The organism is Streptomyces hyaluromycini, from assembly GCF_002217755.1.
GTDB lineage: Bacteria > Actinomycetota > Actinomycetes > Streptomycetales > Streptomycetaceae > Streptomyces > Streptomyces hyaluromycini.
This window is the reverse complement of sequence record NZ_BCFL01000023.1, coordinates 417,271-433,300: the sequence shown is the minus strand read 5'-3', so window position 1 is coordinate 433,300 and position 16,030 is coordinate 417,271. Positions and strand designations below refer to the sequence as shown.

The 16,030-nt window shown below is 72.3% G+C and carries 10 protein-coding genes; 7 read left to right on the top strand and 3 right to left on the bottom strand.

Going from position 1 to position 16,030, the window contains the following annotated elements:
• Positions 1 to 68 precede the first annotated feature (68 nt).
• Together SSP29_RS30805 and SSP29_RS30800 are read right to left on the bottom strand one after the other, a co-directional pair.
• Positions 69 to 1,637, bottom strand: a complete 1,569-nt coding sequence (locus tag SSP29_RS30805) for an alpha/beta hydrolase (RefSeq protein ID WP_089104107.1) — start codon at positions 1,635 to 1,637, stop codon at positions 69 to 71.
• Positions 1,638 to 1,804: 167 nt separating this feature from the next.
• Positions 1,805 to 2,845, bottom strand: a complete 1,041-nt coding sequence (locus SSP29_RS30800; protein ID WP_089104106.1) for an Rv2578c family radical SAM protein — start codon at positions 2,843 to 2,845, stop codon at positions 1,805 to 1,807.
• Positions 2,846 to 3,037: 192 nt separating this feature from the next.
• Here SSP29_RS30800 and SSP29_RS30795 point away from each other — a divergent pair, with 192 nt between their 5' ends.
• From SSP29_RS30795 to SSP29_RS30780, 4 genes are all read left to right on the top strand, one after another.
• Positions 3,038 to 3,481 carry an SRPBCC family protein gene (locus SSP29_RS30795; protein WP_089104105.1) on the top strand — a complete coding sequence of 148 codons (444 nt, stop codon included), beginning with the start codon at positions 3,038 to 3,040 and terminating at the stop codon, positions 3,479 to 3,481.
• A gap of 155 nt (positions 3,482 to 3,636) precedes the next feature.
• The gene (locus tag SSP29_RS30790; protein WP_089104104.1) at positions 3,637 to 6,027 is read left to right on the top strand and encodes an MFS transporter; all 2,391 of its coding nucleotides are present in this window, start codon (positions 3,637 to 3,639) and stop codon (positions 6,025 to 6,027) included.
• A gap of 207 nt (positions 6,028 to 6,234) precedes the next feature.
• Positions 6,235 to 8,697 carry an ATP-binding SpoIIE family protein phosphatase gene (locus SSP29_RS30785; RefSeq protein ID WP_089104103.1) on the top strand — a complete coding sequence of 821 codons (2,463 nt, stop codon included), beginning with the start codon at positions 6,235 to 6,237 and terminating at the stop codon, positions 8,695 to 8,697.
• Between the two features lie 152 nt (positions 8,698 to 8,849).
• Positions 8,850 to 9,575, top strand: a complete 726-nt coding sequence (locus tag SSP29_RS30780; protein WP_089104102.1) for a class I SAM-dependent methyltransferase — start codon at positions 8,850 to 8,852, stop codon at positions 9,573 to 9,575.
• 74 nt (positions 9,576 to 9,649) lie between these two features.
• Here the strand turns inward: SSP29_RS30780 and SSP29_RS30775 are convergent, their stop codons facing one another.
• A complete protein-coding gene (locus SSP29_RS30775; protein ID WP_150135217.1) occupies positions 9,650 to 11,614 on the bottom strand; it encodes a protein kinase domain-containing protein in 1,965 nt (654 codons plus the stop codon).
• A gap of 281 nt (positions 11,615 to 11,895) precedes the next feature.
• Here SSP29_RS30775 and SSP29_RS30770 point away from each other — a divergent pair, with 281 nt between their 5' ends.
• Genes SSP29_RS30770 through SSP29_RS30760 form a run of 3 tightly spaced genes read left to right on the top strand, consistent with a single transcriptional unit; the run spans position 11,896 to position 16,007 of the window.
• Positions 11,896 to 12,729 carry a M55 family metallopeptidase gene (locus SSP29_RS30770; RefSeq protein ID WP_089104101.1) on the top strand — a complete coding sequence of 278 codons (834 nt, stop codon included), beginning with the start codon at positions 11,896 to 11,898 and terminating at the stop codon, positions 12,727 to 12,729.
• The gene (locus tag SSP29_RS30765) at positions 12,722 to 14,026 is read left to right on the top strand and encodes a M20/M25/M40 family metallo-hydrolase (RefSeq protein WP_089104100.1); all 1,305 of its coding nucleotides are present in this window, start codon (positions 12,722 to 12,724) and stop codon (positions 14,024 to 14,026) included. The genes SSP29_RS30770 and SSP29_RS30765 overlap by 8 nt, the downstream gene beginning before the upstream one ends.
• Before the next feature lie 46 nt (positions 14,027 to 14,072).
• Positions 14,073 to 16,007, top strand: coding sequence for an LpqB family beta-propeller domain-containing protein (locus SSP29_RS30760; RefSeq protein WP_089104099.1), 1,935 nt, complete (start codon positions 14,073 to 14,075; stop codon positions 16,005 to 16,007).
• Positions 16,008 to 16,030 lie beyond the last annotated feature (23 nt).

Below are 16,030 nucleotides of genomic sequence, written 5' to 3'. Positions count from 1 at the left end.
CAGATCACTCATGCGTCCATGGTGGACCACGGGTCTGACAACGCCCCCGACGGGACGTCAGGGCCGGTTCAGCCGCGGAAGCCCAGCAGGTCGTGCAGGGACGAACCGCGGGACGACGTCGAGGCCGCCTTCGTGGTGAGGGGCTTGGGGTCGGGGGTCTTCCGGCAGACCGCGTCCGCGGTGCCGTCGCCGTGCGGGACCGTGCCGTCGGTCAGGTACGTGGCGAGGTACTTGTCCAGGCAGGTGTTGCCGCTGAGCGTGATGCCGTGGTTGCCGCCGCCCTGCTCCACGACCAGGCCGGAGCCGGCCAGCAGCCGGTGGACCGTGACGCCGCCCTGGTAGGGCGTGGCCGCGTCGTCCGTCGCCTGGAAGAGGAGGGCCGGCGGCAGCTTGCCGTTGGCGATGTTCAGCGGCTTCAGCGTCTTCGTCGGCCAGTACGCGCACGCCGCGTTGTACCAGGCGTTGTTCCAGGCCATGAACGGCGCCTTCTCGTACACCGCCCAGTTGTCCTTGCGCCACTGGGTCCAGTCCCGCGGCCAGGAGGAGTCCCGGCACTGGACGGCCGCGTAGACGCTGTAGCCGTTGTCGCCGGACGCGTCGACGGCGGCGAAGTTCTCGTACGCCTCGACCAGTGCCGCCGTCTTCTTGCCGTTGACGTACGCGGAGAACGCGTCGGCCAGGTAGGGCCAGTAGCCGTTGTAGTAGCCGCCCGGGATGAAGGTGTCCTCCAGTTCGGAGGCGCCCACCTTGCCGCCCGCCGGCTTCTTCGCCAGCGCGGCTCGCATGGCGTACCACTCGGCCTCGACCTTCGCCGGGTCGGTGCCGAGCTTGTACGTCGAGTTGTACTTCGCGATCCACGTCATCAGGGCACGCTGGCGGTCGTTGAACGCGTAGTCCTGGCTCAGGTTGTCCTCGTACCAGACACCCGTGGGGTCGACGATCGAGTCCAGGACCAGGCGTCGGACCCGGTCCGGGTGCAGCTTCGCGTAGACCGCGCCCAGGTAGGTGCCGTAGGAGTAGCCGAAGTAGCTGATCCGGCGGGCCCCGAGGGCCTGACGGACCGAGTCCATGTCCTGTGCGGCGCTGACCGTGTCGAGGTAGGGCAGCAGGTTCGCGTACTTCTTGCCGCAGGCCGCCGTGAACGACTGCACCCGCTTGAGGTTCGCCTGTTCGAGAGCGGGGGTGGCCGGGACCGAGTCGGGGCGCACCGGCTTGAAGTAGCCGGGCGCGCAGTCGATCGCCGGGCTGCTCTTTCCGACCCCGCGCGGGTCGAAGCCGATGATGTCGTACTGGGCCGCCACCTTCTTGGGCAGCGCGGACGCCACGAAGCCCGCGAGGGCCAGCCCGCTGCCACCGGGGCCGCCCGGGTTGACCAGCAGCGGCCCCTGAGAGGCCGACGCGGTGTGCGGGACGCGGGAGAGGGCGAGCGCGATCTGCTTCCCGCGCGGGTTCCGGTAGTCGAGGGGCACCTTGACCGAGCCGCACTGGAGCGTCGGGTAGTCGGTGGTGCCGCATTTCTTCCAGGTCACCGGAGACACCTGGACGGGGGCTCGGGCGGCGGCGCTCGCGGGCAGGGCGGTGACCGAACCGGCCACGACAGCGGCGGCGGCGCACAGCACGGCTGCGCGTGTTCGCATGGGGTCCTCCCAGGACGGAGGGTCGCGGACCGCACGTGTCACGGTCCTCGCCGCATCGTCCCGGAAACGGGACCCGGAAGAACGCATTCTGACGATTAATGACCCAATTGGTCCGAGGGTTGCGCCCGAACGCCCCCAGCCGCGAACGCTCTGCGGATCGGCCGTGCTCAGAGCAGTGTGAGCTGGGTCGGCTCCGGCAGTGCGGGCTCCTCGGCCGCCGCCGGTACCGGGATCCGGCGGGGGGTGCCCGCGCGGTTCGGGCCGATGCCGTACTCCTGGGCCAGCTCGTGCACCTGACGGGTGATCCGGCGCTGGTACCACTTGGGCGCGTAGGCGCCCTCCGCGTACAGCCGCTCGTAGCGCCGCACCAGATGCGGGTGATGAGCCGCGAGCCAGCTCATGAACCACTCGCGGGCGCCGGGCCGCAGATGCAGCACCAGGGGTGTCACCGAGGTGGCCCCGGCCGCCGCGATCGCCCGCACGGTGGCCCGGAGCTGGGCAGGGTGGTCGCCGAGGAAGGGGATCACCGGCGCCATCAGGACCCCGCAGCCGATGCCGGCCTCGGTGAGGGCGCGGACGACGTCCAGGCGGCGCTCGGGGGCCGGGGTGCCCGGCTCCACCGTGCGCCACAGCTCGGGGTCGGCGAAGCCGACCGAGACCGAGATGCCGATGTCCGTGACGTCCGCCGCCCGGCGCAGCAGGTCGAGGTCGCGCAGGATCAGGGTGCCCTTGGTCAGGATCGAGAACGGGTTCGCGTGCTCGGTGAGGGCGGAGATGATCCCCGGCATCAGCCGGTAGCGGCCCTCGGCGCGCTGGTAGCAGTCGACGTTGGTGCCCATCGCGATGTGGTCGCCGAGCCAGCGGCGTGAGCCCAGCTGGCGGCGGAGCAGCTCCGGCGCGTTCACCTTGACCACGATCTGGCTGTCGAAGCCGATCCCGGTGTCCAGGTCCAGATAGCTGTGGGTCTTGCGGGCGAAGCAGTACACGCACGCGTGTGAGCAACCTCGGTACGGGTTCACCGTCCACTCGAACGGCATCCGCGAGGCGCCGGGCACGCGGTTGATGATCGACCGCGCCCGCACCTCGTGAAAGGTGATTCCTCGGAATTCAGGTGTGTCGAAGGTCCGGGTCGTGACCACGTCCGCGCCGAACAGCGCGGTGCCGGCCCGGCCGGGTCCGGTCTCCTCGGTGAGGTTCTCCCAGCGCATGACGCCTCCTCGGTAGCACTGCCCAGAGAATAGAACATCTGTTCCCATGATCGTGCGAACGATCTGTGGAGACCGCGCGGACGCCGATTCCGATCGCGTTTCCGATCGCTTGCGGCACCCCGATTTGGGCGGCCGGGCGCCGGGGTGATTGGCTTGGCGCAACCCCGAGAACTCAGGTGCTGGAGGAAAGCGATGGCGCAGGTCGAGGCCACTACGGAACGGGTCGTCGCCGCGGACGCGGAGACGGTGTTCGACGCGATCGCCGACTACAGCGGCACGCGCGCGAAGCTGCTGTCCGAGCACTTCAGCGAATACGAGGTGCGTGAGGGCGGCGACGGCGAGGGCACCCTGGTCCACTGGAAGCTCCAGGCCACCAGTAAGCGCGTCCGCGACTGCCTCCTGGAGGTCAGCGAGCCCACCGACGGCGAGCTGGTCGAGAAGGACCGCAACTCCTCCATGGTCACCACCTGGCGCGTCACCCCGGCCGGCGAGGGACAGTCCAAGGTCGTCGTGCACACCACCTGGCAGGGTGCCGGCGGTATCGGCGGCTTCTTCGAGAAGACCTTCGCGCCCAAGGGCCTCGGCCGGATCTACGACGAGGTGCTCGACAAGCTCGCCGCCGAGGTCGGGAAGTAACCTCCCGGGCATCCAGGCCTGTTGGCCCCTCACCGGTTCGAGTGGATCTCCGGCTCGGTCGTTCTCGTGCCGTAACTCGTCGTGCTTGCTCGCAGTTGTCGCCCTACGGGAAATAAGGCGGCAATTGTGCGCAGGCGCGACGAGGGGAGCGGTACGTGGGCGGAACGACGCTGGTGCAGTACGAGGAACCGGCCGCGGCGCCCGCGGACGCCCCCGTGCCGGAACCCGCCCCGGCCTCCGGACTCGGGCCGCGCCGCACCCGGTTGGTGTTCTGCGGGCTGATGCTCGCCCTGCTCCTCGCCGCGCTGGACCAGATGATCGTGGCCACCGCGCTGCCGAAGATCGTCGGCGAGCTGCACGGCCTCGACAGGATGTCCTGGGCGATCACCGCCTATCTGCTCACCGCCACCGTCGGCCTCCCCGTGTACGGCAAACTCGGCGACCTCATCGGCCGCAAGGGCGTCTTCCAGTTCGCGATCCTGGTCTTCGCCGTCGGCTCCGCGCTGGCCGGGCGCGCGCAGAGCATGGACCAGCTGATCGCCTTCCGCGCCGTCCAGGGCGTCGGCGCGGGCGGGTTGATGATCGGGGTGCAGGCGATCATCGCCGACATCGTGCCGCCCCGGCAGCGCGGCCGCTTCATGGGCCTGATCGGCGCCGCCTTCGGCCTCGCCTCCGTCGCCGGGCCGCTGCTCGGCGGCTACTTCACCGACCACCTCTCCTGGCGCTGGTGCTTCTACGTCAACGTGCCCTTCGGGCTGGTCACCCTGGCCGTCATCACCGTCGTACTGAAGCTGCCGAAGCCCCGGGCCCGGGCCCGTTTCGACGTGCTGGGCGCGCTGTTGCTCGCCGCCGCCTCCACCTGCCTTGTACTGCTGACCAGTTGGGGCGGCACTGAGTACGCGTGGGGCTCGCACGTCATCATCGGGCTGGGGGCCGGCGCGGTGGTCGCCACCGGGTTGTTTCTCGTCGTCGAGCACCACGCGGTCGAGCCCCTCATCCCGCTGCGGCTGTTCCGGGACTCCGTCTTCAACGTGAGCGGCCTTGTCGGACTGGTCGTCGGCATCGCCCTGTTCGGCGCCGCCAGCTATCTGCCGACCTTCCTGCAGATGGTCGACGGCGCCTCGGCGACCGGGTCCGGGCTGCTGATGCTGCCCATGATGGGCGGGATCGTCGGCGCCTCGATCGTCGCGGGACAGCTCATCAGCCACACCGGGCACTACCGGATCTACCCGGTGCTCGGCGGAGGGCTGTCGGTGGTCGGCATGTGGCTGCTGTCCCGGCTCGAAGTCGGCACCCCGCGCTGGCAGTACAGCATCTGGATGGCCGTGCTCGGCGCCGGGATCGGCATGGTGATGCCGGTGCTCGTCCTCGCCGTGCAGAACTCCGTACGGCCCGCCGACCTCGGCACCGCCACCAGCGCCAACAACTACTTCCGGCAGATCGGCGGCAGCGTCGGCGCCGCCGTCTTCGGCACTCTCTTCGCCGACCGGCTCACCGACGCCCTGCACAGACGTCTCCCCGCCCACGCCGGCGCCCGCCTGCCCGACCCCGAGTCCCTCACCCCGCAGCTCGTCCACGCGCTGCCCCCGGCGCTGCGCGACGCCTACATCCGCGCCTACGCCGACGCGATGCCCCGGATCTTCCTCTATCTGGTCCCGGTGCTCGTCCTCGGGCTGCTCGTCGCCTGCTTCCTCAAGGAGAAACCGCTGGTGTCCCACCCCACCGCCGAACCGGAGTCCGCAGCCGTGAACGCCCCGATCCCGCAGGCCAGGTCGCCGCACACCGGCGCCGGGATCCCCGTCTGCGGCACGGTGCAGCATCCCGACGGGACCGTGGTGCCGCGCGCCGCGCTCACCCTCATCGACGCCGTCGGCCGGCAGGTCGGCCGGGGCGCCAGCGGCGAGGACGGCCGGTACGCCCTGGCCACGCCCGGCTCCGGGTCGTACGTCCTGATCGCCGCCGCCGGCGGCCACCAGCCGCAGGCCGTCTCCGTGACGGTGGGCGAGCGGCCCGTCGAGCTGGATGTCGTCCTCGGCGGTGCCGGGCGGCTCGCGGGCAGCGTGCTCACCGCCGACGGCACTCCGGTACGGGACGCCACCGTCACCCTCACCAACGTGCACGGCGAGGTCGTCGCGAGCGTCCGCAGCGGCCGCGAGGGCGGCTACGTGATCACCGAGCTGGTGGCCGGCGAGTACACCCTCGCCGCCAGCGCCCCGGCCTTCCGCCCGGCCGCCCTCCCGGTCACCGTCCAGGCCTCCCGGGAGACCCGGCAGAACGTCGAACTCGCGGGCGGCGCCGTGCTGAAGGGCACGGTCCGGGCCGGGGGAGGCCGGCCCGTGGAGGACGCGCGGGTGACCCTGCTCGACGCCGCCGGGAACGTCGTGGACACCCTCACCACCGGCGCCGACGGAACGTTCCGGTTCGTGGACCTGTCCTCCGGCGAGTACACGGTCATCGCCGCCGGCTACCCGCCGGTCGCCACGGTCCTGCAGGTCGCGGGCGGCGGCCGCACCGAACGCGATCTCCAGCTCGGCCACGAGGACTGAGCGAGGACCGGGCGAGGACCGGGCCAGGGGTGATCACCGACGCGGTGAACACGGTTCGCGCACCGCACAGGGGCGCGGACCTGCGCGCCGGTGCGATCCGGTGAAACCAATTCCAGCATTGCCACACATCGCGACCGGCGGCCACCGTACGGTAGTGACGGGCGGCACAGATCTTTTGCGGAGCCGTGGGGAGAGAGGGCCTGGGGCATGGACCATGGCAGCGAGCGGGACGCACCTCCCGGCCTCGGTGCTGGGGACGGCGCTCCGGGCCGCATCCCCCTGGCCGTGGTCGTCGTCGACCGTGACGGCCAGGTCTCCCACTGGAGCACCGGCGCCCGGCGGCTGTTCGGCGCCGCCAAGGAGGACGCCATCGGCCGCTCCGTCCTCGACCTGCTGCCCGTCTCCGGCGCGCTCCCCGAGGACGACGAGATCACCCCGTACGGCGCCTACGCGGCCTACGACGGACTCGGCCCCGACCTGGAGTCCTCCCTCGACGGACGGCTGAACTTCCCGGCCGCCGGCCGTGCCCGCCTCACCGTCACCGACCGCGACCGCGCCGATGTGCTCTGGTGGGCCTACCCGCTGGTCGGCCCCGGGAACGAGCGGCTGCTGGTGCTCGCCGCCGACGCCGAGCGCCTGCGCCGGGCCGAGCACGACGAGGGCGTCGCCTTCGAGCGCATCGCGCCCGGCTTCGCCCTGCACACCGACTTCCCCGGCGCCGAGGAACTGGCCCGCAGGCTCCCCGAGATCCTGCCCAGCATGAGCGTCGACGAGAGCGCCCGGATCGTCGCCCAGGTCCTCGAACTCGGCTACCCCATCCTGGAGTTCAGCCAGAACGACCGGGTGCCCGTGACCCCCGACTGGGGCGTCGCCCGGCGCACCGAGCGGCTGGCCCGCCGTGAGCGTGCGGCGCATGTCGCCGCCCAGGGCCTGCCGGTGCCCGTCGAACTCGCCGACGACGAGGGCGAGGACCTGGAGTACGCGGCCGTCCGTGAGCGCCTGGAGTTCCTCAACGAGGTCAGCGGAAAGATCGGCACCTCGCTCGACCTGTCCCGCACCATCGTCGAGGTCAGCAGAGCCGTCGTACCCCGCTTCACCGATGTCGCCGGCACCTATCTGCGCGAACAGGTCGTCGCCGGCGAGGGGTTCCCGGACGGTGTGCCCGACACCACCACCATGTGGCACCGGGTCGCCCTGGAGCACACCGACGAACCCGGCCGCTGGGACGACGTCGTCCCGGTCGGCGAGGCCATGCCGTTCCCCGCGCACACCCCGTTCTTCCAGTGCATGACCACCGGCGAGCCGGTCCTGGTGCCGCGGATCAGCGTGGAGATGGGCCACGCCATCGCCTCCCAGTTCGAGAAGCGCGACATCCGGCCGCTGATCACCGGCCGCTCGATGCTGGTCGTCCCGCTGAAGGCACGCACCGTCGTGCTCGGCTTCATGATCCTGCTGCGCCACCCCGAGCGCGAGCTGTTCAACGACATGGACCGGGTCACCGGCGCCGAACTCGCCGCCCGTGCCGGGCTCGTGCTCGACAACGCGCGCATGTACACGTTCCAGGAGAGTGTCGCCGAGACCCTCCAGGACAGCATGCTGCCGCACATCCCGCCGCGCATGGCGGGCTGCGACATCGCCACCCGGTACCTGCCGGGCACCCTGCTCGGCCGCGTCGGCGGCGACTGGTTCGACTCCGTGAAACTCCCCGGCGCCCGCACCGCCCTGGTCGTCGGCGACGTGATGGGCCACGGCCTCAACTCGGCCGCGATGATGGGCCAGTTGCGGACCGCGGTCCAGACGATGGCGGCCATGGACCTGCCGCCCGCCCAGCTCCTGCGCAACCTCGACGACCTCGCGCAACGCCTCGGCGACGGCTACCTCGCCACCTGCCTCTACGCCGTCTACGACCCGATCGAGGGCGAACTGCACCTCGCCAACGCCGGCCACATCCCGCCGGTGCTGGTGCGGGCGGTCGACGGGCGCAGCGAACTCCTCGACCTGCCCACCGGGGCGCCCATCGGCGTCGGCGGGGTCGCCTTCGAGTCGCTGCGGGTGCGCGTCGACCCCGGCGACCGGCTGGTCATGTGCACCGACGGACTGGTCGAGATGCGCGGCGAGGACATCGGAGTCGGCCTCGCCACCCTCTGCGAGTCCGCCGCCCACCCGGCCGCCTCCATGGACGACGCCTGCGACACCATCATCCGCGCCCTCGCTGAGACATTTTCAGCGGGCCGCGGCGGCCGCAAGGACGACGTCGCCCTGCTGATGGCCCGCCTCAACGGCATCGGCCCGGAGGACGTCGCCGAATGGCGGCTCGCCCTCGACCCGGCCGAGGTCCGCCGCGCCCGCGCCGCCGTCCGCGAGCAACTCCACGACTGGGGCCTGGCCCGGCTCGCCGACCCCGCCGAACTCATGGTCAGCGAACTCGTCACCAACGCCGTACGGCACTCCCACAGCCGCCCCGTCCAGCTCCGGCTGATCCGCGGCGAGACCCTGCTGTGCGAGGTCGATGACGACGACCACACCCTGCCGACCCTGCTCGGCGCGGACCCCGCCGCCGAGGCCGGACGCGGACTGCGGGTGGTCTCCACCCTGGCCCGGGAGTGGGGCACCAGCCGTACGGCCGCCGGGAAGACCGTCTGGTTCGAACTCACCGCACGGCGCCGCTGACCCGGACACCGCCGGCCCCGGGGGCGCACGTCCGTCGAACGCGGGGTGAAGGAACACGCCGGGCGCTTGTGGCCGTAACCGGCGCAGGGTAAACCGTACTGGCCCGTCACTTACGTCGGGTCATATGCGGCTTCATCCTGGGGAGTTGGGCCATGAGCGTGACGAGTCGGTACCGCAGTGCCTGGGAGGGCTTCTGGCGCGAGGCGCCCGACGAGCCGGGGGCGGTGTTCTGGGACGCCGAGCCGGCCGTGACCGCCGCCGTCCACGTCTCCCTCTTCGAACCCCACCTCACCGACCCCGGCCTGCCCCTGGTCGACCTCGGCTGCGGCAACGGCACCCAGACCCGCTTCCTCGCCGGCCGCTTCCCCCGCGTCCTGGGCACCGACATCTCCGAGGCCGCCCTGGAGCACGCCCGGCACGCCGATCCCGCCGGACTGGCCGGCTACCGGCTCCTCGACGCGGCCGAGAAGGGCGAGGCCGCGGCCCTGCACGCGGAGCTCGGCGACGCCAACGTCTACATGCGGGGCGTCCTGCACCAGTGCGAACCCGACGACCGGCAGCCGGTGATCGACACGATCGCCGCCCTCGTCGGCAGCCGCGGCCGGGCCTTCCTCGTCGAGCTCGCCGAGGCCGCCCGCCCCGTCCTCGGCGGCCTCGCCCAGAGCCCGTCGGGACCGCCGCCCAAGCTCGCCCCGGTCTTCCGGCACGGCATCGCCCCCGGCGAGGTCGCCGACGCCGCGGTCCCCGAGTACCTGCGCAACGCCGGCCTCACGGTCCTTGCGAGCGGCGAACTCCCGCTGGCGACCACCGAAGCCACCCCGGACGGCGAGCGGATCGTGCTGCCGTCGAAGTGGGTACTGGCGGGACGGGAGGACTGAGGGACGGGACCGGACCCGGGCGACCCGCCGGGCGCACCGCGGCCCGCGGCCCGGGGCCTGAGGCCGACGGTACGTCAGGACCAGTTCCACACCTGGTTGCTGCTGCCCGCACAGCCGAAGCCCTGGACCCGCTGACCGTCCTGCCCGGAGGAGGAGGCCTCTGCGTCCAGGCAGAAGCCGTCCGGGACGCTGACCAGTGTCCCGGCGCCGAGCCGCCACGTCTGGGCGCCGAGCCCGTCGCAGCTCCTGGCCTGGATCTTCTGGCCGTTCTGGCCGGTCGTCCCGGCGTCGGCGTCCAGACAGAGGTGGGTGCCCTGATCGACGACGCGGTACTGGGAGTCCTGGCCGGCCAGCCGGTACAGCGCCCACTTCTGGCCGGCCGTGCCCTTGCACCCCCACACCTGGACGTTCACGCCGCGGGTGTCGAGACACCGGGCGACCGAGACGGCGTTGACGCTCTCGGTCACGGTGAGCGAGCCGCTCCGGACCGGACCGCGGGGCAGGTCGTACAGAAGCTTCTTGGTCGGCGCGTCGGCTTTTCCGTCGACGGTGAGCCCTGCCTCGGTCTGGAAGGCCCTGACCGCCGCGAGGGTCTCGCTGCCGAACCTGCCGTCGGCCGCGACGTACAGGCCGTGGCCGGAGAGGAGGAGCTGGAGGGACTTGACGCAGTCGCCGGAGGCCCCGGACGTGATCTCGGCGGGACAGGCGGCGGCGCGGAGGTCCGGTGTACCGGCGGCCTGGGTGGCGGAGTTCTCCGAAGGTGCCGAGCTCGGCGACTGCTTCACCGCATGGTCGGCCTTCGACGCGGTGGGCGTGGGCGCGCTGGGCGAACTTCCGGGCTTCGAGGCCGGGGTGTCCGTCACGGTCGCCGACGTCTGCGGCCCGGCGCCGGCCGACGCCGGGGCGTGGTCTCCGTGCCGCAGCAGGGCCACGGAGACGGCCGTGGCGACCACGACACCCGCTGTGGCGGCGGCGCCCACCATCAGCTTCCTTCGCCTGTGCGGACGGGCACCGGACGCGACGGAGCCGGCGGACGGGTCCGTGGGCGGCGCGGAGGCAGGGGCGGCCGGTTCCTGGTCACGGAAGGGCGTGCTCGTCGGTCTCTTCGGTGCGGACCGGGGCGGCCGCCCGGCCGGCGGGGGCAGCTGGTGCCCGATGGCGGTTCGGAACACCGTCTCCGGCGACGGACGTCCCTCGGGATCCTTGTCCAGACAGGTCCGGATGAACACGCCCAGTTCCGCATCGACCGCCGTCACCTTGTCGAGGACCTCCTCCCGCGGCGGCTCGAAGGCCACCCGGTGCAGGACGTCGACCCCCGTGCCCTCGCCGAACGGGGCCTGTCCCGTGACGGCGTAGGCGAGGGCCGAGGCCAGCGCGAACACGTCGGAGGCGGCGGTCACCTCCTTTCCCCTGACCTGCTCGGGGGACATGTAGGCGGGAGTGCCCACGTTCTGGCCCGTAGCGGTGATCGAGGTGCCGTCGGTGGCCTGGACGACACCGAAGTCGATGACGCGGGCACCGTCGGCCGCCAGGATCACGTTGGACGGCTTGAGGTCACGGTGGACGATCCCCGCGCGCCAGATGGCCTCGACCGCGCGTCCCAGGTCGGCCAGCAGCCGCCAGGCGGCCGTCGCGCCGATCGGCCCGCGGGCGTCGACGAGTTCGGCGAGCGTGGGTCCGGGGACGTACTCGGTGGCGACCCAGACCAGGTCCTCGTCGCAGCCGCTGTTCAGCAGCCGTACGATGTGCGCCCCCTGGACCCGGCCCAGCGCGCCCACCTCGCGCTCGAAACGCTTCCGGAACCGGGGATCCTCCGCGTACTCGGGCCTGACCACCTTGACGGCGGCCAGGCCGGTCCCTCCGGTGGTGTCCCGGCCCAGGTAGACCCGCCCCATCCCGCCGCTGCCCAGCACCGACACGAGCGCGTACGGTCCGACCCTGGTGGGGTCGTTCTTCCGGAGCGGGACCGGGGGCGGGGGCTGCATACCGGTCGCGGCGTAGGCGAGCGCTCGGGACCGGCTGTGATGGGGATCGGACATGGGATTCCCGGTCTCTCGCGTGACATGTGCGACGTATGCGACCGATGTCGGTCAGCGCGAGAGTATCGCAACACCCCTGTCAAAAAGGCGAGTTGGTGTTCGCGGTGATCGCCTTGTGCTGCGCCGCCGAGGACTGGGCGGGTGTCGGCGAAGGCCGGGTGCCGCCCCCCCCGGCTGCCCGACGAGCTGCGTCAGGGGCCGCGCGTCGATCATGCTCATGCGCCTCACCCTCCGTTCCGCCTCGTAGGAAGTTCCCCCGCCGGCGCGTAACGTGAAGCAGCATGAAGATCCTCATCAGCGCCGACATGGAGGGCGCCACCGGGGTGACCTGGCCCGGCGACGTGCTGCCCGGGGCGCCGCAGTGGGAGCGGTGCCGGCCGATGTTCACCTCCGACGTCAACGCCGCCGTCCTCGGCTTCTACGACGGCGGCGCCGACGAGGTCCTCATCAACGAGGCCCACTGGAGCATGCGCAACCTGCTCCTGGAACAGCTCGACGACCGCGCCGAGATGATCACCGGCCGCCACAAGACGCTGTCCATGGTCGAGGGCGTCCAGCACGGCGACGTCGACGGCATCGCCTTCGTCGGCTATCACACCGGCGCCGGCATGGAAGGCGTCCTCGCCCACACCTACCTCCCCAACTCCGTCACCGGCGTCTGGCTGGGCGACGTCCGCGCCAGCGAGGGCCTGCTCAACGCGCACGTCGTCGCCGAGTACGGCGTGCCGGTCGTCCTCGTCACCGGCGACGACCTGGCCTGCGAGGACGCCCTCGGCTACGCGCCCGAGGCCCTCAAGGTCGCCGTCAAGGACCATGTGTCGAGGTACGCGGCCGTGTGCCGGACGCCCGCCCGGACCGCCGCCGACATCCGCGCCGCCGCCAAGGACGCGGCCAGGCTCGCGGTGCGCCACGAACCGGTGGCCGGCGGACCGTTCACCATCGCCCTGGAGTTCGACGCCGAGCATCTCGCCCTGGCCGCCACCGTCGTCCCCGGCGTGGAGCAGACCGGCGAGCGGAAGGTGGCGTACACCGAGGGGACCATGTACGACGGCATCCGCACCTTCAAGGCGGTCACCACGATCGTCTCGGCCGCGGTGGAGGAGCAGTATGGCTGACCAGCAGGCACTGGACGAGGTGGTCCGGTTCACCTCCGAACTGATCCGGATCGACACCAGCAACTTCGGCGGCGGCGACTGCCGGGAGCGGCCCGCCGCCGAGTACGCGGCCGAGCGGCTCGCGGAAGCGGGCCTGGAGCCGATCCTTCTCGAGCGGACCGCGGGGCGCACCAACGTCGTCGCCCGCATCGAGGGCACCGAGCCCGCCGCCGACGCACTGCTTGTCCACGGCCACCTCGACGTCGTACCCGCACAGGCCGCCGACTGGAGTGTCGACCCGTTCTCCGGGGAGGTCCGCGACGGGGTCGTGTGGGGGCGGGGCGCCGTCGACATGAAGAACATGGACGCGATGATCCTGGCGGTGGTGCGGGCCTGGGCCCGGGACGGGGTACGGCCGCGGCGGGACATCGTCGTCGCGTTCACCGCCGACGAGGAGGCCAGCGCGGTCGACGGCTCCGGGTTCCTCGCCGACCACCACCCCGAACTGTTCGAGGGCTGCACCGAGGGCGTCGGCGAGTCCGGCGCCTTCACCTTCCACGACGGCACCGGACGGCACCTCTACCCGGTCGCCGCCGGGGAGCGCGGCACGGCCTGGCTCAAGCTCACCGCGCGCGGCCGGGCCGGACACGGCTCCAAGGTCAACCAGGAGAACGCGGTCACGCGCCTCGCCGCCGCCGTCACCCGCATCGGCGAGCACCGGTGGCCGCTGCGGCTCACCCCGACGGTCTCCGCCGCCCTCACCGAACTCGCCGCCCTCTACGGCATCGAACCCGACCTCACCGAGGTCGACCTGCTCCTCGACAAGCTCGGCCCGGCCGCCAGGCTGGTCGAGGCCACCGTCCGCAACAGCGCCAACCCGACCATGCTGAACGCCGGTTACAAGGTCAACGTGATCCCCGGCGAGGCCGTCGCCTTCGTCGACGGACGCTATCTGTACGGCACCGAGGACGAGTTCCGCGTCACCCTCGACCGCCTCACCGGCCCCGACGTCGACTGGGAGTTCCACCACCGCGAGGTCGCCCTCCAGGCGCCGCTGGACTCCCCGACGTACGCCCGGATGCGGGCCGCCGTCGAGGAGTTCGCCCCCGACGGGCATGTGGTGCCGTACTGCATGTCGGGCGGCACCGACGCCAAGCAGTTCTCCCGGCTCGGCATCACCGGCTACGGCTTCGCCCCGCTCAAGCTCCCCGAGGACCTGGACTACCAGGCCCTGTTCCACGGCGTCGACGAGCGCGTCCCCGTCGAGGCCCTGCACTTCGGCGTCCAGGTCCTGGACCGCTTCCTGCGCACGGCATAGCACGGCACAGCACGGAGCAGCACGGCATCGGCGAGTAGGAGAGAACGTGGAGACGAAGGCGTACGGCTCCTGGCCCTCACCCATCGACGCGGCCCTGGCGGCGGCGCACGACGGCTTCGCCGAGTGGGTGGGCTTCGTCGGGGACGAGCCCTGGTGGACCGAGCCCCGGCCGGCGGAGGGCGGCCGCAGGACCCTGGTACGCGGCAGCACCGGGGAGTCCGTGCTGCCCGCGCCGTGGAACGTCCGCAGCCGCGTCATCGAGTACGGCGGACGGCCGTGGGCCGGTGCCGTACCCGACGGCGGCGGTGAACCCCTGCTGGTCTTCGTCCACTTCGACGACCAGCGGCTGTACCTGTACCGGCCCGGTGAGGCACCGCGGCCGCTGACCCCGCCCGGACACCGCTGGGCCGACCCGCAGTTGCTGCTCGACCGGGGCGAAGTCTGGTGCGTCCTGGAGGAGTTCACGGGAGCCGCACCCACCGACGTACGGCGGGTGCTCGCCGCCGTACCGCTGGACGGCTCGGCCGCCGAGGACCGGGCCGCCGTACGCGAACTCACCGCCGAGCGGCACCGGTTCGTCACCGGGCCACGCCTGACGCACGACGGGCGCCGGGCCGCCTGGCTCGCCTGGGACCATCCGCGGATGCCATGGGACGGCACGGAACTGCTGGTCGGCGAGGTCGGCGCCGACGGAACCCTGCACTCGGTCCGCACCGTGGCCGGCGGTCCGGCGGAGGCCGTCGCGCAGGTGGAGTGGTCCGCGGACGACCGGCTGCTGTACACCAGCGACCGCAGCGGCTGGTGGAACCTCTACCGCGACCACGAACCCCTGTGCCCGCGCGCGGAGGAGTTCGCCGGGCCGCTCTGGCGGCTCGGCCAGAACTGGTTCGCGCCGCTGGACAACGGACTCGTCGCCGTCCTGCACGGCCGTGGGCCGCTGGCACTCGGGATACTCGATCCGGAGACCGGCGAGATCGCCGACGCCGCCGGACCGTGGACCGAGTACTCCGCCACCCTCGCCGTGCACGGCACCCGCGTGCTCGCGGTCGGCGCCGGCCCGCGCACCGCCCACGAGGTCGTCGAACTCGACACCGCCTCCGGCCGCACCCGCGTCGCCGGCACCCCGCACCGGGACCCGGTCGACCCCGCCTACTACCCCGAACCGCAGGTCCGCACCTTCGCCGGTCCCGGCGGCCGCGAGGTGCACGCCCACATCTATCCGCCCCACCACCCCGGCCACACCGCCCCCGAGGGCGAGCTGCCGCCGTACGTCGTCTGGGCACACGGCGGCCCCACCAGCAGGACACCGCTCGTCCTCGACCTCGCGATCGCCTACTTCACCTCCCGGGGCATCGGCGTCGCCGAGGTCAACTACGGCGGCTCCACCGGATACGGGCGGGAGTACCGGGAGCGGCTGCGCGAACAGTGGGGCGTGGTCGACGTCGAGGACTGCGCGGCCGTCGCGCTCGCCCTCGCCGCGGAGGGCACCGCCGACCGCGCCCGGCTCGCGATCCGCGGCGGCAGCGCCGGCGGCTGGACCACCGCCGCCTCCCTGACCGGCACCGACGTCTACGCCTGCGGCACCATCTCCTACCCCGTCCTCGACCTCACCAGCTGGGGCGCGGGGGAGACCCACGACTTCGAGTCCCAGTACCTGGAATCCCTGATCGGCCCGCTTGCCGAGGTCCCCGAGCGGTACGTCGAGCGGTCGCCGAGCGAACACGCCGACCGGCTCACCGCGCCCTTCCTGCTGCTCCAGGGGCTGGACGACGTGATCTGCCCGCCCGCGCAGTGCGAGCGCTTCCTCGCCCGGCTCGACGGCCGCCCGGTGCCGCACGCCTACCTCACCTTCGCGGGCGAGGGACACGGCTTCCGGCGCGCGGACACCCTGGTCCGCGCGCTGGAGTCCGAGCTCGCCCTTTACGCTCAGGTGTTCGGGCTGGACGTGCCCGGAATCCCCGAGCTGGAACTGGTGAAGTGACCGAAGTGACCAAAGCGGCCGAA